The sequence below is a fragment of the Roseibium sp. JB4-4 genome (assembly GCF_055693425.1).
Genome location: NZ_CM146333.1, coordinates 2,758,710 through 2,778,691, shown reverse-complemented (window position 1 = coordinate 2,778,691; position 19,982 = coordinate 2,758,710). Strand labels below are relative to the sequence as shown.

At 55.3% G+C, this 19,982-nt stretch carries 18 protein-coding genes; 10 read left to right on the top strand and 8 right to left on the bottom strand.

Annotated elements, in window-relative coordinates:
* The first annotated feature begins 80 nt into the window (after positions 1-80).
* Together ACZ1HV_RS12940 and ACZ1HV_RS12935 are read left to right on the top strand one after the other, a co-directional pair.
* Positions 81-1,934, top strand: coding sequence for a dihydroxy-acid dehydratase domain-containing protein (locus tag ACZ1HV_RS12940; RefSeq protein WP_472718302.1), 1,854 nt, complete (start codon positions 81-83; stop codon positions 1,932-1,934).
* 296 nt (positions 1,935-2,230) lie between these two features.
* Positions 2,231-2,512, top strand: a complete 282-nt coding sequence (locus tag ACZ1HV_RS12935; protein WP_298819106.1) for a hypothetical protein — start codon at positions 2,231-2,233, stop codon at positions 2,510-2,512.
* Positions 2,513-2,544: 32 nt separating this feature from the next.
* Here the strand turns inward: ACZ1HV_RS12935 and ACZ1HV_RS12930 are convergent, their stop codons facing one another.
* Entirely contained in the window at positions 2,545-3,051 is a 507-nt protein-coding gene (locus tag ACZ1HV_RS12930; protein WP_298819108.1) for a GNAT family N-acetyltransferase, read from the bottom strand.
* Positions 3,052-3,158: 107 nt separating this feature from the next.
* Positions 3,159-5,432, bottom strand: a complete 2,274-nt coding sequence (locus ACZ1HV_RS12925) for a nitrate- and nitrite sensing domain-containing protein (protein WP_472718301.1) — start codon at positions 5,430-5,432, stop codon at positions 3,159-3,161.
* A gap of 520 nt (positions 5,433-5,952) precedes the next feature.
* Between ACZ1HV_RS12925 and ACZ1HV_RS12920 the strand changes: the two genes are divergently transcribed.
* The 4 genes from ACZ1HV_RS12920 (at position 5,953) to ACZ1HV_RS12905 (ending at position 10,198) form a co-directional block, all read left to right on the top strand.
* Positions 5,953-6,963 (top strand): ABC transporter substrate-binding protein, encoded by a 1,011-nt coding sequence (locus ACZ1HV_RS12920; RefSeq protein ID WP_298819112.1) that lies wholly within the window; start codon positions 5,953-5,955, stop codon positions 6,961-6,963.
* Between the two features lie 40 nt (positions 6,964-7,003).
* Positions 7,004-7,798: an ABC transporter ATP-binding protein gene (locus ACZ1HV_RS12915; protein ID WP_298962077.1), complete on the top strand. Its 795-nt coding sequence runs from the start codon at positions 7,004-7,006 to the stop codon at positions 7,796-7,798.
* Positions 7,795-8,562 (top strand): ABC transporter permease, encoded by a 768-nt coding sequence (locus ACZ1HV_RS12910; RefSeq protein ID WP_298819116.1) that lies wholly within the window; start codon positions 7,795-7,797, stop codon positions 8,560-8,562. Before ACZ1HV_RS12915 ends, ACZ1HV_RS12910 begins: the two co-directional genes overlap by 4 nt.
* A 241-nt stretch (positions 8,563-8,803) precedes the next feature.
* Positions 8,804-10,198 (top strand): adenylate/guanylate cyclase domain-containing protein, encoded by a 1,395-nt coding sequence (locus ACZ1HV_RS12905; RefSeq protein ID WP_472718300.1) that lies wholly within the window; start codon positions 8,804-8,806, stop codon positions 10,196-10,198.
* Between the two features lie 55 nt (positions 10,199-10,253).
* On the opposite strand, the gene ACZ1HV_RS12900 is transcribed toward ACZ1HV_RS12905, so the two are convergent.
* The 3 genes from ACZ1HV_RS12900 to ACZ1HV_RS12890 all read right to left on the bottom strand — a co-directional run bounded on the left by ACZ1HV_RS12900 (position 10,254) and on the right by ACZ1HV_RS12890 (position 12,442).
* Complete coding sequence (locus ACZ1HV_RS12900; protein ID WP_472718299.1) at positions 10,254-10,634, bottom strand: VOC family protein; 381 nt, start codon at positions 10,632-10,634, stop codon at positions 10,254-10,256.
* 71 nt (positions 10,635-10,705) lie between these two features.
* The gene (locus ACZ1HV_RS12895; protein ID WP_472718298.1) at positions 10,706-11,449 is read right to left on the bottom strand and encodes an AraC family transcriptional regulator; all 744 of its coding nucleotides are present in this window, start codon (positions 11,447-11,449) and stop codon (positions 10,706-10,708) included.
* A gap of 183 nt (positions 11,450-11,632) precedes the next feature.
* Positions 11,633-12,442 (bottom strand): CE1 family esterase, encoded by an 810-nt coding sequence (locus ACZ1HV_RS12890; protein ID WP_472718297.1) that lies wholly within the window; start codon positions 12,440-12,442, stop codon positions 11,633-11,635.
* 232 nt (positions 12,443-12,674) lie between these two features.
* Here ACZ1HV_RS12890 and panC point away from each other — a divergent pair, with 232 nt between their 5' ends.
* The 3 genes from panC (at position 12,675) to ACZ1HV_RS12875 (ending at position 15,515) form a co-directional block, all read left to right on the top strand.
* The gene (gene panC / locus ACZ1HV_RS12885) at positions 12,675-13,523 is read left to right on the top strand and encodes a pantoate--beta-alanine ligase (RefSeq protein WP_298819163.1); all 849 of its coding nucleotides are present in this window, start codon (positions 12,675-12,677) and stop codon (positions 13,521-13,523) included.
* A gap of 44 nt (positions 13,524-13,567) precedes the next feature.
* Complete coding sequence (gene panB, locus ACZ1HV_RS12880; RefSeq protein ID WP_298819126.1) at positions 13,568-14,377, top strand: 3-methyl-2-oxobutanoate hydroxymethyltransferase; 810 nt, start codon at positions 13,568-13,570, stop codon at positions 14,375-14,377.
* Positions 14,378-14,450: 73 nt separating this feature from the next.
* On the top strand, positions 14,451-15,515 hold the full coding sequence (locus ACZ1HV_RS12875) for a bifunctional transcriptional activator/DNA repair enzyme AdaA (protein ID WP_472718296.1): 1,065 nt from the start codon (positions 14,451-14,453) through the stop codon (positions 15,513-15,515).
* Between the two features lie 29 nt (positions 15,516-15,544).
* On the opposite strand, the gene ACZ1HV_RS12870 is transcribed toward ACZ1HV_RS12875, so the two are convergent.
* Positions 15,545-16,153: a hypothetical protein gene (locus tag ACZ1HV_RS12870; protein WP_298819130.1), complete on the bottom strand. Its 609-nt coding sequence runs from the start codon at positions 16,151-16,153 to the stop codon at positions 15,545-15,547.
* Positions 16,154-16,547: 394 nt separating this feature from the next.
* On the opposite strand from ACZ1HV_RS12870, the gene ACZ1HV_RS12865 reads away from it, so the two are divergent.
* On the top strand, positions 16,548-17,219 hold the full coding sequence (locus ACZ1HV_RS12865) for a response regulator transcription factor (RefSeq protein WP_472718295.1): 672 nt from the start codon (positions 16,548-16,550) through the stop codon (positions 17,217-17,219).
* A 66-nt stretch (positions 17,220-17,285) separates the two neighbouring features.
* Here ACZ1HV_RS12865 and ACZ1HV_RS12860 read toward each other — a convergent pair whose 3' ends face one another.
* Both ACZ1HV_RS12860 and ACZ1HV_RS12855 read right to left on the bottom strand, forming a co-directional pair.
* Positions 17,286-18,644: an ATP-binding response regulator gene (locus ACZ1HV_RS12860; protein ID WP_472718294.1), complete on the bottom strand. Its 1,359-nt coding sequence runs from the start codon at positions 18,642-18,644 to the stop codon at positions 17,286-17,288.
* Complete coding sequence (locus ACZ1HV_RS12855; protein WP_298819136.1) at positions 18,641-19,837, bottom strand: FIST N-terminal domain-containing protein; 1,197 nt, start codon at positions 19,835-19,837, stop codon at positions 18,641-18,643. Before ACZ1HV_RS12855 ends, ACZ1HV_RS12860 begins: the two co-directional genes overlap by 4 nt.
* Positions 19,838-19,982: the final 145 nt, after the last annotated feature.

Genomic DNA, 19,982 nt, shown 5'->3' with positions numbered 1-19,982 from the left:
TGCAGCTTGAGGCTATTCAGTGGCTGAAAAACGGGATAACAGGTGCACACGTAATCGTGCTCGACGTGAGGGAGAAAAAAATGAAGGGTTCGAAAATCGTCCTGATTGATCGCCACCCTGGCCGGTCCGCTCAGACCATTGGGGTTGCCAGAGAACTGGGGACAGATCCGGAACTTATTCACGAACCCTCAGTCGGTGTTGTCGGGACGAAGGGAGACAGCCAGTGTTACCTCGGCGTTGCCTCCAAAGTGGATGCTATTCATGAGCACCTCAAATCCCGCATTGGCAATGGTCCGGATGAACTGAAATACAGACTGGTTCAGCCGGAATTCACCATCGCGACCTCCGACGGTATCCGCAACGGGACACGGGAGATGCGCTATTCGCTCCTGGGCCGGGAAGTCACCAACGATTCCCTGTGTGAGCATCTGGAGGCAACGGGCCTTGCCGGAACCATCGCCGTGGTTGCCTGCGACAAGCCGCCGGTCGGTACTATGGCAGCCGTTCTGGAACACAACGAACCGGCAATCATCATGTCGGATGGCACCATCCGGCCAGGCCGGGACCCCGAAACCGGGGAAGCTCTGGATATTGTCAGCGCGTATCAGGTTGCAGGTCATCCGGATCCGGCAGTCCGCCATCGCATAGCGTGCAATGCCTGCCCGGGCATTGGCAGTTGCGGCGGCATGTTTACCTACAACACCATGCAAACCTTCATCGGAGTCGTCGGCCTTCAACCTCTTCACATGGTCGCGCCCGCTTCCGACGATCCTCGGCGCCTTGAAGAATTCCCGGCTGAGCTCGTTTCCCATCTCGCTGACATGATGACATCCGGTCTGAAGCCGCGCGATATCGTCAAGCGGGACTCGATCCGGAACGCTGTGATCGTGGCGATGGCCATCGGTGGCTCGACCAATGTGGTTCTACACGTGCCCGAAATCGCTCGTGCCGCCGGTTATGAGCACTTCTGGCGCGATGTCATGACACCTGAAGAATTCAATCACCTGTCGAAAAACGTTGTGCCGGTCCTAACCAATGCGCGGCCATATGGCGCTTATTCCATGATTGATATCGACCGCGTCGGCGGCGTCCAGGTGATTGTCAAGGAACTGCTGGACGCAGGTCTTCTGAACGGTGACATGATGACGTGTACCGGACGCACGCTTGCCGAGCAGGTTGACGACTTGAACACTCCAGCGCCCGATGGCGATGTCATTCACGGGGTCGCTGAGCCTTTCAAGCCGACAGGCGGGCTCAGAATGCTCGGTGGTAACCTGTCTCCGGATTTTTCGGCTATTTTGAAACTTGCGGGCGTGGAAGGCGGTCTGGAAGACAATCTTTTCAAGGGGCGCGCGCGGGTGTTTGAAGGCGAGGCAGACCTTATCAAGGCGCTTGATGAAGCGCCGGACAGCTTCCAGGACAAGGACATGATTATCGTCCGCTATTCCGGGCCGAGCGGTGCTCCTGGGATGCCGGAAATGCTGGACCCAACGTCCCGTATCACCACGCTTTGCCGCGAACGCGACATTGTTGTCGCCCTGATGACGGACGCGCGCTTTTCTGGCGGTTCCGTTGGCCTAGTAATCGGTCATGTCGGACCTGAAGCGGCCCTTGGCGGCCCGATTGCATTTGTCGAAGATGGCGATGCCATTATCGTCGATCTGAACAGCAACACCTTGAACTGCACGGCTCTCGAAGACCCTGCCGTTCTGGCTGCTCGTAAAGGGGCGTGGGATAAAGTCGTCGCCGACCATGGCGGTCAGCATCCCAATTGCGGCGTTGCCGATACGAGGCTGTTGCACAGGGCACGTCACACTGCCGTTCCCGCCGTTCGCGGTGGCGGTATGCACCCGAACCGTGAAGTCTGGGTACGTGAACCAAGACAGGCGGAAAAATCGGGCTTCGAGCCAAGCAATCGTCACCGGGGTGCCTGATCACAGGTAGTCCACACCGGATTACCCCTCGAAATGAACGCGGCGTCGGCAATTGCAGTTTGCGTGGTTGCCGGCCAGTCAATCCTGCGTTTCACCTGTCTTCAGGCATGTGATGGCTTGTCGGGATCAGGAACAGCTGTTCAGCGTAGGGACGTCTTCTTTATCGAGCGTGTCTGTAGCAAGAATTCGGATTTGCGAACTTCGTAATCCTCATCACAGACCGGAAATTCGGCGCCTTCTAATCTGACTTCACGCTGGGGCACCTGCTCCAAGGTTGAACAGAAGGAGAGATGGAAATGCCCCGCGTATCAAACGCATTTATTACATCTTACAAAGTAAGCGACCTGAATGCAGACGACAGGACTTCCGGGAGCAATTCTGAAGAAGACAGATTTGATTTCAGCGGCGTGTCCGCGGACGAAGATGCAGAAGGCGGGGAGTGGATCCCGATCGAAACCATGCATCCTCCTATTTGGAAACCTGGCCAGACAGGTGGTCATTCCAGTTCCGGCGAAGCCCAGTCCTTAGTAACCGATAAGGATGCGCCGAACAGTTTCGATGACTTCGGATTCTTCTGAGGAGCCTTAGCGGCGCAGACCAATCCCAAAGCTCAGATTGCTGTTTTTTGGAAGATGCGAGTGATCGAACCGTCGCTCTCCAACTGGTTTCCCGTGGCGCTGAAACCGCATTTCTCGAGAACATGAATTGATGCTCCGTTTTCCGCGGCAACGGTTGCGATAATGGAGTTCAAAGCGAAGCAGTCAAATCCATGACTGCATGCGGCAGACACGAATTCCGTCGCGAAGCCTTGCCGCCAGAAATTTACACCAAGGGCGTATTTGACTTCAGGAGTTTTCTGATTGCCGGGATGCACCAGACCTCCAAAGCCGATCGTTGCGCCGGTGTCTCTTGAAGTCAGAGCCCACATCCCATAACCGCGCTTTTCATAATTGTTCTCAGTGACCGACAACCAGGCTCTGGCCTCGTCCGGTGAGAGAGGCGATCCGTCATCAATGTATCTACAGACGTCCGGGTTGCCATAGACTGCAAGCAAAGTGTCAAAGTCGCTGAGGCGCCATTTCCGGACCTTTATGCGCACAGTTTCAAAAACAATCATGAAGACGCATTTGTTTGAGTAATGCCTTGTTTCATTCGTGCGGCGCAGGTTAATGCGCTTTTGGTGAAGTCGTCTGACGAGAACGGTGTTTGCGCCATCGTGAGGGTCTAGATTTTTGCAACCCGCTGGTCAACGTGGTCGATCAGCTCTTCCTTGACCTTTTCAAAATCGACGGTTGGCTGATCTGGAACGTCTTTCACCAGATTTGCAACGGTGACCTGATTTCGTCCAGCCGCCTTTGATTTGTAAAGGGCATCGTCTGCCGTCTGCATAAGATCCTGCGGCAGTGACCCATGATCAGGAAATGCAGACAGTCCGACGGAAATGGTTATCTTCGGCAGGGACTTTTCGCCATAGCGAACGCTGATTTTTTCGATCAGTTGACGGATGTCCTCGGCGCGGTTTTCAGCTGCTTCCAATGTTGTGTCAGACAAGAGCAGCATGAACTCCTCGCCGCCTATTCGGCATGGCAATTCTTCAACGCCGCATGCCTGTTCCAGCGTCGCCCCGACAGCGCGCAGGACCATGTCTCCTGCGTCATGTCCGTGGTTGTCATTGAACCGCTTGAAGTGATCGACGTCTATCGATGCCAGCACAAAGGGCGCTTTCGTGCGCTTTGACGTCTCGACATTTCGTCTCAGAACTTCAATGAAATGCCGCCGGTTGAAGAGGCCGGTCAGAGGATCGCGAATGGATTGCTGGTGCAGTTGATCACGCATCTTGCTGTTGGCAATGGCAAGGCTGATTTGTTCCGCGGCCAGCTGGGCGAGCCGATAGCTTTCGAAGAAAGTATCCGTCGAAATGCCCGGCAGGGGTTTCAGGTGCATCATGCCAACGGTTTCGCCATGTGCCAGGATCGGGATGCAATAGTAAGGGCCGTCGTGATGAGGCTGCGTGTGCTCACAGGCGAACTTGATATCATCGGTTTTGAACGAGTAGCCGCGGCCACGACGCAGCGACCAGCAGTCGTCGGGGCGAATGTGCTCGTGCAGGACACCGCCATTCCAGGAACAAGTCCCGTCCAGAACATCGCGCGAATTGGAATAGACGTAGACGCTGCCGCTGCTGCCCGGCAGCAATTTCGCCATGAATGTTTCAATCATCGTATATAGTTCGTCGGTCGATGTACTTGACTGAAGCCATTCATTGAGATCGGAAAGCAGCTTCATTTCTTGTGTTTGTGCCCGTTCGCGGGCATTGCGTTCCAGATCGGTCTTCCGTGTGTCTTCCAACCGGTGACGCAGGTCATTCAAGGTGCGTGCAAGCTCGCCGATACCGTCTTCACGTTGCGCTTCTTTCAGGTCCGGCATGGTTCCGTCGTTTGTCCAGCTGGCCATCGATGCGTTGATACGCGCGATTGGCGGCTGGATTTCTCGATATACCAGCAGCGAAACGACACTGGCGCCAGCCACGAGTGCAAACAGAAACGCTGTCAGCGTAACGAACGAAACCCAGGCCTGGTGACAGGCTTCCAGAGCCCATTCGTGCAGCGATCGTGACAATCGGTCTTCGATTGATTTGAGTACGTCGATGCGGGCAGTCGTTGCGTCCCACCAGTCCGTTCCGGATACTAGGCGCGCGCTTCCGCCATAGGGGCTCTGCTGCGCAATTTCCCGATACTCCTGGACACGAACTTCCAATGGTCCGTGCTGCAACTTGCTCAATAGGACGAGAGCTTCGGTCGGCGCGTTCTGGCGGAATTGAGAAAACATGTAGTCCTGTTGTGCAACAAGGCTCAAAAACCGCTGGTAGATCTCCGGTGCGAAGCTCCCGGAGCCGAAGCCGACAGCACCCATGGCGCGTTCGAGGCCCGCATGTTCCTTGGCATGCTGTAGCGCGATATAGGCCGAGATCTGGTGCAGAACTTCCGCGTTGTCGACCGACAGCTTCATTTGTTCTATCGCTTCGAGTAGCTGTGCGACGACGTCCGTATAGTAGTTTGCAATTTCCGGCACGGTTATCTGAAATGAATCGACTTCCTGTCGGATCTTCGTCAGCTTCCTCAAGTCGGAGAGCGCGCCGTTATAAGGGTCTGTGAAGTTGGAGGAGGCAAGTTTTCCGGAAGGTGTTCCAACCGTTGCCAGCAGCCTCTTCAGATCGGTATCTGTTTCGGATCTTTCACCATTTATCGACTTTTTGAACGCTAATCCTCGAGAGCCGACGAAGCCTGCAGACGATCCACGTTCGCGTTGAATATCATGAATCAGATCTGACAGGACCGGAGCGACATTGAGCACTTGTCCGATGGCCTCCGCCTTTTGCCAGGCCTGATATTCAATGTGGATCTTCTGTGCGCTTATGGCGATCAGGGCCAAGACCGGTACCCAGCAAACAAGTGCAAGCTTGAATGCAATCGATCGATTGGCAAGAAATGATGACATAAGACGCCTCTTCACAATGATTGCCTCTGATTGTGCGTGACAGGTTTGCAATTTAGGTAAAGCGCGGCCGATTAATGCCAACTGGTTGCGAAAACGGTGGGTCTGGCGTGGCCAAAGGTGAGTTTCTGGGCATGCTCAATTTGGTGTCGCTTGGATAGTGGATTGAGAAACAAACAACTTTAAGAAGCAAAACCGGCTGGTAGCATTTGGTTAAGCAAAACTGGAAAAAGCGCAATTGAGGGGACCGGAGTTGGCAAACCTTCAGTTTGTGGGGCTTTTTCCGGAATGGAACGCTGTCCCCATGCGACTTGAGGCTAGGCGCAAGCCTGAGGGTTTTATGCGTGTTTTTGCGTTCGGAACGCTTTCCGGCTCAGCTCACGATCCCGTCTGCTATTTCTGAGGGTGTGCTCAAAAAATAAACGTGCCAAAAAGATTTGCAAATCGCGATTTCACTCTCTAACGTTTGGCGCAGTAGAGGCCCAGCTTATCGCTGGCACAGTTGAAGTAACGGGAGACGTTCATGTTCTACAGCAAAATCGTCGCGGCTGCGGTCGTGGCATTCGGAGCAACGGCCGCGGTAGCCAGTGACAAGACCGCTGTCCCTTTTGCTCTGGACTGGAAATTTGAAGGACCGTCCGCGCCTTATTTTGCCGCCATTGACAACGGCCACTTTGATGAGAAGGGCTTGAGCGTCGAGATCACCGCAGGGTCCGGGTCCCTGGATGCAATTCCGAAGGTCGCAACAGGTGCATTCCCGATCGGGTTTGCAGATATCAACAGCCTGATCAAATTCATCGACCAGAACCCGGGCGCACCCGTCATTGCCGCGATGATGGTTTATGACAAACCTCCTTTTGCCGTCATTGGACGCAAGTCGCTGGGTGTCGAAGGCCCGGGAGACCTTGCCGGCAAGGTACTTGGTGCACCGCCACCAGACGGCGCCTGGGCGCAGTTCCCGATTTTTGCCGCCGAAAACAACATCAATATGGACGACATCAAAGTCGAGCCTGTTGGGTTCCCGACCCGCGAGCCGATGCTGGCTGAAGGAAACGTTTCGTCTATCACGGGCTTTTCGTTCAGCTCTTATTTGAACCTTGTTCGCTTGGGCGTTCCGGAAGACGACATCTCGACCATTTTGATGGCTGACCACGGTCTCGATCTTTATGGCAATGCGGTTATCGTCAACACGGAATACGCAGCTGCGAACCCTGAAGTGGTCAAAAGCTTTCTTGAGGCTGTTGCCATGGGTTGGAAAGATGCGATCGCCGATCCCGAATCCGTGATACCTGCGCTGGTCAAACGCAACCCGGCAGCCGATGCTGCGCTTGAGCAGCGCCGCCTGCAGCTGGCGATCGATGCCAATGTCGTCACAGACTACACGACCGCGAACGGCATGGGCGGTATTGATGCGGATCGCATGACCAGTGCGATCGAGCAGATCGGGACGGTCTATGACTTCCAGAATGAGCCTGACGCCAGCCTCTATTTCACGGACGCTTACCTGCCTGAAGGCGGTTTTTCTTTGAAGTAAAAAGGCAGGGGGCTACAAGCCCCTGGCCATCAAGGATCTCATGACAGCATTGATTGAAATTAAGGGCGTGCGGCATGCCTATCCGACGGCTGCCGGGCCATTGCCAGTCCTGGATGGGCTTGAATTGTCGGTCGAAGAAGGCGGGTTTTGCGCTGTTGTGGGCCCTTCCGGCTGCGGTAAGTCAACGTTGACGCGCCTTATTGCCGGGCTGATGCGTCCCGATGAAGGCGAAGTCTGGCTTCATGGTGAACGGGTTCGAGGACCTCGCTCGACAGTCGGCATGGCGTTTCAAAATCCGGTTCTATTGGAATGGCGGTCTATCTTGAAGAACGTCATGTTGCCTTTGGAGATTGTTCCCAACGGCTTGAAAGGCGAGGCCGCGAAAGAGCGGGCGCGGCATTTGCTGTCATTGGTCGGGTTGGAAGGTTTTGAGGACAAGCGGCCGTCGGAATTGTCTGGTGGCATGCGGCAGCGGGCGTCCCTATGCCGGGCACTGGTGCATCAGCCGGAGGTGCTCATCCTGGATGAACCTTTTGGCGCGCTTGATGCCTTCACGAGAGAAGACCTTTGGCAAACGATGCATGAACTGAAAGCCAAGGAACCGTTCACCGGCGTATTGATCACTCATGATCTCAGAGAGTCCATTTTTCTGGGGGATCAGGTTGTCGTGTTGTCCGGGCGGCCGGCACGCACACAGTATGTCATGAATATCGACCGGTCAGCTCCGGCAAATCTGGAAGAGCTCTACACCACAGAAGCAGCCGAAAGGCTCACAATTCTGCGGCATCAGATTGAAATTGCCCAAGGGCGCGTTCCCGAAGAGGTTGCATCATGAACGGACGCTTGCGCAATGTGATCGTGCCGCTGTTTGCGATGCTGGTTTTCCTGCTGCTGTGGGAAGCGCTTGTCTGGGTAAATGACTGGCCTAACTACAAGATGGCTTCGCCGAGCGATCTCTGGCCTGCCTATGTGCGGTACTGGGAATTGTTCCTCGTCATGGGCTGGCAGACGCTTTGGCGCACGGTCGTTGGACTGTTGCTGGCAGTCATTGTCGGTATTGCAATTGGAATGGTGATGGGATTCTCGCGCACCATGAGAGATGCGCTCTATCCGTTGCTGGTCGGCTTCAACGCAGTCCCGAAGGCGACGGTTGTTCCCATCGTCGCGCTCATGTTCGTCGGTGCACACGACTTTAATACGGTTCTGATCGCCTTCATGATCTCCTTTTTTCCGATCGCCGTTTCCGTGTCGATCGGATTGTCCACGCTGGAGCCTGAGTATCGCGATATCTTGAGATCTCTCGGTGCGTCGCAGACCACGATTTTTTGGAAGATCGCGCTGCCGAAAACGCTCCCTGAGTTTTTCGGTGCGTTGAAAGTCTCTGTGACGCTGGCTTTTATCGGGACCAATCTGATGGAGATCGTCAGCCCTCATGGAAGGGGTCTGGGAGCGCTGTTCGACAGCGGAAAAACCAACTCGGACTACCCGCTCATGTTCGCGGTTCTGATTGCTTTGGCCCTGCTTGGCATCGTTCTCTATTACATCGTCGTGGGTTTGGAGAAGATTTTCGCAGGCTGGGCTGAACGGACGCCAAGCTGAGCGGTTTCGAACAAGACGACGCGGTACATCGGCTATCTCTATGAAAATGATGGCAGAGCGCGCGCTCCGGCCAGCAGAGGCGCGTGAAGAGCTTCCAGTTCCTTCGCCGAAGCCTGCGATTATGTGTGACGCTGTCTCAATTCACTGCTCGGCTTTTTCGGATCAGGGCGTAGGAATTCCTTTCCTTCGTAACCAATTGTGAGGATAGCTACTGGAACGATTGCGATGACACGGAGTGAGTATGTCGGCTCTCAGAATACCCTCACCGTTCAGGTTTATCGCGCGACTGCGTCAATTGCGCGATGATGAAAGGCGGCAGGCCAGTTCAAACGAGTTTCTGGCTCAGGCTCTCGAAATCGAAAAAATGGAAGGGCACCGGCTCGCGGTGATCGCCAGGACCGTGGCGATGTCAATTGTCGCGCTCCTTCTGCCCTTTCTCAACCCGAGCGTGAGTGTCCTTTACTACGAGGCTTGGGTTGCGGTGTTTATTGCACTCGGCTGGCTACAGTTGCGGCTGGCACGTGTCGGTTATTCGCGTACGGAACTCGGCCTCATTTTCCTGGATGTCAGTCTGCTGACACTTCTCTTTGTTACGCCCAACCCCTTCGTCAGTGAGGACGTGCCGACCGCGTTCATCTACAGGTTTGACAATTTCATCTACTTTTTCATTTTTCTGGCAGCTGCCACACTTGCCTATTCCTGGCGGACGGTCTGGGCGATCGGCACCTGGGTGGGCATGCTCTGGCTGGCCGGTTTCATATATGTTGCCGTTTTCGGACAGAAAATCCCTGAACTCAGCGAAGCTGCCGCAATCGCTTTCGAAGGCCATTCGATTGTGGGGAGCGAACTGGACCCCAATAGCGTCCGCCCGTCTGTCCGCATTCAGGAAATTGTCGTTTTCCTGATCGTCGCGGCCATGTTGGCGCTCAAGGGGTGGCGATCGAACCAGCTCCTGATGCGGCAGGCCAGTATCGCCGCGGAAAGGGCAAACCTGTCGCGCTACTTCCCATCCAGCCTGGTCGATGTTCTGGCGTCGACAGATCGCGACATCGGGGCTGTTCGAACACAGGAAGTGGCGGTGCTCTTTGCGGATATTGTCGGCTTCACCCAGTTTGCAGAACATCATTCGCCTGAGGAAGTCATGGACCTCCTGCGCCAATATCATGCCTTCGTGGAGCGCTCTATTTTTCAAAATGGGGGAACGCTAGATAAATACCTCGGCGATGGCGTCATGGCGACTTTCGGAACGCCGGAAACCAAATCAGGCGACGCCGGTAATGCGTTGAAGGCGGCGCTGCAGCTCATTGACGAAACCGAAGCCTTGAACAAGGACCTTCAAGCCAGAGGCATAGAGCCCATCAAGGTCTCGGTGGGGGTTCATTTCGGTCCGGTAATCCTGGGCGATATCGGACCGTCGAGACGGCTGGAGTTCGCAGTTGTCGGCGATACGGTCAATGTGGCCAGCAGGCTGGAAGCCTCGACCCGGGAACTCGGATGCAAATGCGTCGTCAGTGAAGAACTGATGCGCCGTGCCGGCCTTTCCGAGAATGCATCCGACCCGGGATTTCAGTTCTCGGCCAAAAGCCAGATCAAGCTGAGAGGCCGGGAAACGTCGATAAACGTCTGGACCGTGTAAGGCTATTCCATCGCCGGTTTGCGGGGCTCCAGAGTTAGCGCCCCGCAAAACGAAGTCATGTCATGGAACTGATGCCAAAGAAATTGCCTTCGGTATCCTGACACAGGCTGACCCAGCCATATTCTCCGATAGAAAATTTGGGCCTTATGACCTTGCCTCCGGCAGCGCTTACACGGCTCTCCTCGACAGCACAGTCTTCGGATGAAAAGTAGACAACGGTACCACCAGGACCTGGGGATGCGTGTTCAGACTTCGACAAGGCGCCACCGGCTCCATAGGCGCTCATGTCGGCCGGAAAACTCATCATCTGATTTTCGCCGGTCGGGTCGCCGATCGGCTCCAGCTTCTGGTCGAAAACCTGCTCATAAAACGTAACTGCGCGGTCCAGTTCGTTGACGTAAATATCAAACCATCCAACGGCGTTCATCTTCGACATTTTCAACTCCATTTGGTCGTGTTGAACATGCCATTTACCTATCGATCTACAAATTGCCTGTATTGTAGATTTCAGACATCGAACTTGCGGGAATATCGGGCAGGCGTGTATCCGGTCGCCTTTCGAAAAGAATGAATGAAGTGAGACTGATCCGCATAAGACAGTGATGGCTCGCCTTTCAATGATTGCTGCAACCGAAGCACTTTCAGAAAATCATGTGGTGTGAAACCCAGCGTCTTTTTCAGAACGCGTTGAAGCTGACGCGGCGACAAATGCGCGAACGAAGCCATGTCGGCAACAGAGTGTATCTGCTCCAGCTGGCGAAAGATTTTTTCAGTCACAGGATTCGCGACAACATGCTCGCTGACGAGAAGCCTCTCGACAAACGCGGTGAGCAATGACTGTTTCGCGGTGAAGTCGTTCTGTTTGACAAGTTGATGGTTGAGTTCAGCCAATTGAAGGTCGCCCGTATAAGGCTCTGCAACCATGCCGTAGGAACTCTTTTCCTTTTCGGATTGCCAGACCCCCGGCAAAAACCGGATATTGACGTAGTGAAACTGTTTTCCAAGATTGAGTTCTTCGGAAGTCGCCTGCAGTCGCGTCACACCGGCAATGGATGCATCAAGCTGGTCGAAGACAGCATAAGTGCATGCATCGGGCAGGGCGTGAAAGCTGTAGTCCTCTCCAAGGTTCTCTTTCGTTCTGAGTTCCAGAAAACGATGCACGACGTCTCGCAGGTGGTCCGGAGGTTCCACCTCGGCAAACGTCACGGATTGCACGGACCTTGCTTTGCCGTTTCCTCTGGGCTCGTACATGATGGCGTGTTTCTCAAGATTGGAAGAGTGGGATTTGTGACGTCATCTTAGCGAGCCAACTTTCAATGAGAAAGACTTGTAACTGTCCTTCTTCGAATGTCACCAGGGCTGCAAAGCGCAGCCAGGCGCGGGCCAATTGGCACGGCTTTGGGAGCAGTTAAAACTGACGCAATTGTTTCGACGTCATGAACCTTCAGGAAGGCTTTCAAGCCAGTCTAAACCTTGCGCAACCCATTCGGCGGGGATCGAATGACCGCGTTCGTGAAGGCAAAGTTCAAGAACGCGTCCGCTGTCGCTTTTGTCCCAGCGTGAGCAAGTTAGCCGTTGATCACCGCTTGCCACTTCGCGCGCTTCGCCCTTAACCCCATTTGTCTCAGACAGAATGTCGAAGCCTTCGGTGATTGGCATGGAGTTGTAAATCCCGATCTCGTCAAAGGCGACAACACCATCGGCAAGGCCGTGAATATGGCGCAAATTGACCGGCCCGGCAGGGCACGTCTCCGGGTTCGATCGCCAAAAACCACCGGCAATGGGAGCATAAGCGCGGAAAAGGTTGCCGCTGTAGCAGGCGACATTCCAGACCATTGAAGCCCCGCGTGAAAAGCCCGAGGCCAAGGTTTGCCTTTCATCTATCGGCCAGCGCTTGCGAACGTCGTCCAAAACGGCGCGAATATATGCAGCTTCATCGCGTCCGCTTTCAGCCCGCCCGTCGCCGATCTGACGCCAGTATCCGGTTTTTGCAAATGGAGCGACAAACAGTGCGTTTCGTCGGGTCGCGCCATTGACCATGGCCTTGTTTCGAAAAGTCGCCTCTGGTGAGCTGTTCCAACCATGAAAATAGACCACGAGTCGAAGCGGCGTCTTGTTGTCCCAGTCTTCAGGGGCGGCCGCCAGATAATAACCGCCCGGAATTTCGCACGGTGTTTCGGATCCGCACGCATCGGCGGCCTGTGGCAGCAGAAAAAGGAGAAATATGAACAGGAATACACGCATGTTTAGGCCTCGGTCGCAACGCTAGACGATTTTTCGCACCTGACATGAAGGCTGCAAGGCACATGTCCGTGAGCCAAAGAAATCATGCGGTTCCAGGCACTGAGTTTTGGCAGGCAAACCGCATTTGGCTTGCTTCCTTTGGCCACTGGACCTTCAGAAACTGTCCCCCTATGTTGCACCTGCGAAAAGCAAGATGCTGTCGAGAGCAGCCGTGGTCCAGGGAGGGTGCGCAATGATCATCTGCCGGTCAAAGGCGGATATGCGGGCGACTGTGCGCGATTGGAAGCGAAGCGGCCAGAGCGTCGCACTGGTGCCGACGATGGGTTATCTGCACGAAGGGCACTTAAGCCTTGTGCGGATGGCGCTGCAAAATTCTGATAGGGTGGTTACCAGCATCTTTGTCAATCCCACGCAGTTTGGCGCGGGTGAGGATCTGGACACCTATCCGCGCGACGAAGAACGCGATCTGGCGTTGCTGACTACAGAAAATGTGAATGCCGTTTTCGCACCGGATGTCGACGAAATGTACGGTGCTGGTGGAGACACATTTGTCGAGGTGCCAGGACTTTCGGGTATCTTGCAAGGCGCATTGCGACCGGGACATTTTCGCGGCGTTTCGACGGTTGTCAGCAAGCTCTTCAACATTGTCGCTCCGGATATCGCGGTATTTGGTGAAAAGGATTACCAGCAACTCACCTTGATCCGGCAGATGGTCCGCGATCTTGACATGCCAATAGATGTTGTTGGCCACCCAACAGTGCGCGAACCGGACGGACTGGCAATGTCATCACGCAATGTTCGTTTGAATGCGCGGCATCGTCAGGAAGCTCTTGCCCTTTCGAAATCCCTCGAGCTGGCTGACGGGCTTGCAAAGTCAGGGCCTGACGTTGCCGCTCTTGAAAAGGCAGTCCGGCAAGAGCTTGCAAAGGCGCCGTCTGGAGAAATCAAGAGCGTCGACATCCGGGATGCTGAAACGCTTGCAGAATTGGGTGGCCGTCTGGATCGGCCGGCGGTGGTGTTGTTGGCTGTCCGGTTCGACACGGTATTGTTGATCGACCAGCGCGTGGTTGCGCCTGCCTGAGAAAGCGTCCCCGAAAAGATCAAGCTCCTTGGAAAGGAAATCGCATGAGCGCGCAAAAACCCGTTCGCCGGATCACGGCCCCTCAGATAACCAAGCGCAAAGGCGGCGATCCCATCGTCTCTTTGACCTCCTACCATGCGCACACTGCCGCCATCGTCGATAAATACGCGGATTTCATTCTCGTCGGCGACAGCCTCGGCATGGTGATGCACGGCATGGAGTCGACAGTCGGCGTATCGCTCGATCTGATGATCATGCATGGCAAGGCCGTGGTCCGTGGCACCAGGCAAGCTCTCGTCGTGGTGGATATGCCCTTTGGCACCTACGAAGAAAGTCCGTCTGAGGCGTTCCGGAATGCTGCGCGTGTCATGAAAGAAACCCAATGCGGAGCAGTGAAACTGGAGGGCGGGGTTCGAATGGCAGAGACCATCCGCTTTCTGACGGAACGCGGCATCCCGGTCATGGCACATATCGGCCTGACACCGCAGTCTGTCCATGTCATGGGCGGGTTCAAGACACAAGGGCGTCAGCAAGATGACTGGGAACAGCATTTTGAAGATGCAAGAGCAGTCACCGAGGCCGGTGCATTTGCGTTGGTGCTGGAGGGAATGGTGGAGCCGCTGGCAGCTCAGGTCACCAAAGGCATTCCCATCCCGACAATTGGTATCGGCGCTTCTGCCACGTGCGACGGTCAGATCCTGGTTTTGGAAGACATGCTCGGCCTCAATCCGACACCGCCAAAATTCGTCAAGGTCTATGGCAATCTTGGGGGGCAGATCGAAGCCGCTGTCAAAGCGTATTCGGATGAAGTGAAGGAACGCAGTTTTCCGGGTGAAGAGCAGGTCTACAGGTAGGGACAGTTCCAAGAAATCAATATGCGCCCGATTTCCGGCTGCATCTGCCGGGCAGTCGGATTAGTCTCCGCGTATGTTGAAGTTCAATCCAGGTTTTGACACGCTTTATGAAGCGCTTCAGGAACGCGATGCATCCTACGATGGGCGCTTCTTCGTTGGTGTGTCTTCCACAGGCATCTTTTGCCGTCTGACGTGTCCCGCACGGAAGCCGAAACGGGACAACTGCACCTTCTATGAGACGGTTGCAGAGTGCTTTGACGCCGGCTTTCGGCCATGTAAACGCTGCAAGCCAACAACACCCGAAGCGAGTGCGGATCCGGTGGTCAAACCACTCATAGAGGCGCTTGAAAAGCGACCCGCCTATCGTTGGGGCGAGCCGGATCTGAAACACCTCGGATTTGATCCATCCACTGTACGGCGCGCATTCAAACGGCAATTCGGCATGACCTTTCTGGAGATGGCGCGGCAGAGGCGCCTTCAGGAAGGGTTTTCGACATTGGCCGGTGGAGGCAAAGTGATCGAGGCGCAGATCACAGCGGGCTTTGGCTCGCCGAGCGCCTTTCGACAGGCCTTCGCGAAAATTCTCGGACAGGCACCGGGTGCTTTTTCCAAAGACCCGTTGCTGGTTGCCGACTGGGTGTCTTCACCGCTCGGTCCTTTGGTCGCCGTCACTGACCAGTCGCAGTTGCACCTTCTGGAGTTTCTCGACCGCAAGGCTCTGCCGGCCGAATTCAAAAAACTGCAGGGCTATGCCAAGGGTGAGATTGGCTTTGGCAGGACTGCAACCACCGACCAGATCCAAGAGGAATTGGACCGGTTCTTTGAGGGACAAAGCGGCGTCTTTGAAACCAGGCTTGCGCTGCACGGCTCCGCCTTCACTCGGGATGTGTGGCGTGAGCTGTTGACGATCCCCGCGGGCGAAACGCGGAGCTATTCAGAACTTGCAAATGCCATCGGCAGGCCGGATGCGGTGAGGGCGGTCGCCAGGGCCAACGGTGCCAACCAGCTCGCACTTGTTGTCCCGTGCCACAGAGTGCTCGGATCAGACGGATCGCTCACAGGTTATGGCGGCGGGCTCTGGCGCAAGCAGCGGCTGATCGAACTAGAGCAAAGCTACCGGCAAAACCCGGGTGTCTGAAGCCCCGGGGTCAACGGAACAACATCTGGCTATTCGCTGTTGGGCAGCCGTACAGTGCCCGTTTCATTGTTGTAGCTGTGCAGTGAAGGATATCGTTGCTGCCAGCTGATCCGCCCTTGCGGATCGTAACTAAGCAACAGTCCTTCGTAACTGTCGAGTTGACCCCGCGGATAACTGGAGCGTTGACGCGCCGCGCTCTGAATTTCTGTCGGCGCAACGACGTAGCACCCGGTCAGTCGGGCAAACGCACTGATAAAGGAGTGTCCGTTGCCGGAATTCAGGCCCCGAGCCTCCAAATAGGAACCGTCTCCGTGGCTGGAGGTGTGTTCTCCGGCAATCCGGGCAACAAGACAGCCGCGGAACCAGATTTTGAAAACCTTGTCACGGACATCCGACCAGGGCGACATGGTGCTTGAACTCAATCCTGTGCCGATGTGAAATGTTCCCGGCGACCCATGAGCGTTGAGCACCAGGTTTTCAATCTTGCCGCCTTCGACACGGCTTGCTGCGGCAACGACCATATCGACAATCTCGCGCTGAGTATCGGTCGCGCTGACCCTCTTGGTCACGTCCATGGTGTATATGCGGTTCGAACGCGCGTCATTCAGGCACATCGAGGGTGAAGTTATCGTAATCATGACCCGGTCCTTTTCGATCGGTATTCAGTCTTCAGCCCACGCGAATGCGAATTCCCAAGCTATTGGGCACAGCAGCAGCTTTATCTAATCGAAGTTTACCTAAGGGAAGCGCGGGTCGGTGTGATAGTCATCACAAATGCTTGTATTCGGGTTTGAAATTCTTTGCTGATGGTCGTCAATCAAAGAATTTCCAGGCCAAATGCATTTTGGGCCGAATCATCTATGCTTCCGAATACCATTCAGGATCATTTGGGCGCGAAGCTGAACACAGCTGATCAGCACTCGAAACTGTTGGCAACTGCTTGCGAACAGGCCAAGATATTGCGATTGACAATTGTTACCAGGGACCAACACCACAACGGAGGAAGAGGACCTGCGAGGCGGGACAGACAATGTGACCAAATTTCTGATCATCGATGATCACCCCTTGTTTCGCGAGGCGCTGCACAGTGCGGTGGAGCTGGCTTATCCAGGGTCCGATGCCCTGGGCGCTGCCTCGCTGGTAGATGCTTGCCGTTTTCTGGATGCTAGGCCCGGGTTCGATCTTGCCCTCCTCGATCTCTCCATGCCGGACGTGACGGGAATGGAGGGCCTTCTGCACTTGCGAACTCACTACCCTCAGCTACCAGTCGTCGTTGTATCCGGAGTTGAAGACCAGGCGATCATTGCCCAGGTCATGGCCTATGGCGCAGCAGGCTTTATCCCGAAATCTTCCAAAAAGACCATTCTGGCAAAGGCCATTCAGCAAGTCATGAGCGGTGCGGTCTACTTGCCTGAATCGTATGAAGACGGCGTGGAAGAATCGATTGATGAAGAGACCAGCCGGATGATCGAGAGGATGGCCAGTCTGACACCTCAGCAGATCCGGGTGCTCAACATGATTTGTGACGGCTTGTTGAACAAGCAGATTGCCTATGAGTTGCAGGTAGGGGAGACGACCGTGAAAGCACACGTCTCTGAAATCCTGCGAAAACTGGCCGTTTCAAGCCGGACACAGGTGGTCATCGAGGTCAAGAAACTCGAGGCCTTGGGCACCGTTGCCCCGTTTGCGCCTCCCTCCGATTGAGGCGCGCGAAATGGCGTCAGTAGTTGCACAGGCAGAACAGGTCAGGTGCCTTGTCGGCACTTTGTGCTAACCCGCCTTGTTGATCAGATGCGTTGCCAGAGCGCGCAATTGTGCCGGTTTGACCGGTTTTGTCAGATGTTCGACACCGAGCTCACGCGCTCTGTCGATGACACCTTGAGAGGCATCGGCGGTCGCCAGTATCGCGGGCACCCGCGACGGCAGGAGCTCAAACAGCTTTTCAAGTGTCGAAGTGCCAAGGTCTCCGAAATCCAGATGGTGGTCCGCAATGATCAGATCGGGCACCCATGAAACCGCATCGACGGCTTCAAGGGTCTGGTCGCATGAGCGGGCAATCCTGTAGATGCATCCCCACGTGGCTAACAGCCCTTCCATGGCCTCAAGGACGGCCGGATCGTTTTCAATGACCAGGATCTTCTTGCCTTTGAGGCTGGCATTGACGGGAATTGCTATCAGTTTGGTGCGCTCCGCACCGGTTGGTTCCGCAGGTGCTTCGGATCGCTTGGCCTTGATCCGGAAAACGCTGCCATGTCCAGGACTGGATCTGACGCTCACATCGTGTTTCAGGGCGGTTACCAACCTTCGAACAATGGCAAGACCGAGCCCCAGTCCCGTTCCAGTGTCGGCATTGCCATCACCGCGAGACAGCGGTCCCCGGTGAAATTCCTCAAAGATCTTTTCCAGTTGGTCTTCGGGGATGCCACTACCTGTGTCGATGACCTCGATTGAAATGTCGTCGCCACGGCGTCTGGTGCCGATCAGGACGCCGCCGCTGTCTGTATACCGGATGGCATTGGCAATAAGGTTCTGAAGGGCTCGGCGCAGCATCACTCTGTCGGTGTAGACACAGTCGTTCGTCACGGCCACACGTAGACGCAATCCCTTCTTTTCCGCAATCGGCCTGAGGTCTGAGAGCAGACTGTCGAGGATCGGGGGTATCGGGACCGATGTGAAGCGCGGTGTTGTAACACCGGCATCGAGACGCGAAATGTCCAAAAGGGTCCTGAGCAACTCGTTCATTGTGTCGAGCGAGCGCTCGACCTGATTGACCATGGCACGCGCCTGATCGGACACCTGAAGTTCGTGAAGGGAGGAGATGGTCAGTTGAGCCGCGTTGAGCGGCTGCAGAATGTCGTGGCTCGCGGCAGCCAGAAACTCCGTTTTCGACCGGTTGGCCCGTTCAGAAATGTCTTTCTGGCGCGCCAGCTCGATGTTTGTCTCCTCCAAGCGTCTGAGTGCAGATGTGAGCTCGTCCGTTCGGCGCCGGATTTGTCCTTCCAGGGAAATGGCCGTTTGAAACAGGGAAAAGGCGTTGCGTTGCTGGTCCATCGCCTGCTCTACGCGGTCAACCAGCGCAGCATTTATTTTCTTCAGCCTGGCAGCATCGTCGATATCGGACAGGCTCATGCCTTTTCTCCCGCGATAGAGGCCTGTTGTGCAAAGGCGATCCCAGTGAAGGTCTGGTTCAGATGCATCGACAGGTATTGCTCACCATAGGTGTTGAATCCGACGACATTGTATTTTTCGTAGATCTTCTGGATACGCTGTGTTGCCTGCCGGTTTTGGGCATCGATCCGGCGCAGCACGCAATCAAAGCCGAGGACGAAGTCGACCGGACCGATTTCGTTTGCAACACCTTCAAAGGCCTCGTTCGTGGACTTCGTCATGCCTGTCGGTTCGGCGACTGTAAGAACAATGCCATCGTCGATAGCGCAGAAAAAGGACAGCGATCCGTCTGGGTTCACTTTTTGCACCGAGCGGCAATAGTACTCGCCTCCCACACGAACAACGAGCGGATGAGAGGCAAAACTCATGGGAGACAGCGAACCCGGATCGATGCCAACGGCTCGGGCATATTCCCCAGCTGCTTCTGCGGCGTTGAATTCATAGATGATGCGTCGCTCGGGATCGGATCTTGTGACGACAAGCTTGCGTTCCGTCGGCACAAAGTTGTCGGTCTTGAAAATCCGGAATGGCACAGCTGATCTGCAAAACAGTACGATCGCGCAATCATCGCTGATTTCGCCGTTCAAAATGAGCGAGGTCTTGTTGAAATGCATGCTGTCGCCGGCCGATCCGCCGAGCAGCGGGATATCGTCCAGCGCCCAGTGAAGCGCGGCGGTGATCATTTCCTCGACAACCGACAGTCCGTCTATCAGGCAGATGGCGAAGGCGTCGCCCTGTTCAGTTTCAGCGGCACGGTTGGCCACGTCGGCGTCGAACACCTGGCGCGCGTCCTTGACCTGGGCAACGATACGATCGAAGCCGATCGAGCGGATGCCGTCTATACGCACAGCGTTTATGGAAAATTGATCTTTCGGAAACAGAACCGCAAGGCACTGCCCGGTCCCTTCGGTCGAACCGCCTATCTCACCGGCAGTGGAACATGCGGCATAGGCAAGGCCATCGGCATGATGGGCCATTCGGTTTCGAATGATGTCTGCCGGGAACTGGTCTTGCGAAAAAAACAGCAGAGCCTGCGCATACCGGCCCGTCCTGGCAGCTGCATCGATTTCAGCCCAGAAGTTCTCTTCATCCGGCAGGCCGGCCGATAAAACGACCACCCCGCAGGCATATCGCGTCCCAGTTTTTGGGTTCAATTTTTCCTCCCAGGAGGCGGCGTTCCTTTGCCGGAACTGCCGTCGCCGAACCCAAAATGTAGCTTCAGACCGGTGTGTTTGCAAAGCCGGGAAGCAGACCCGACCTAAAGTACAGTGTACAGCTGCAGCCCTGTGTATTTTCCTG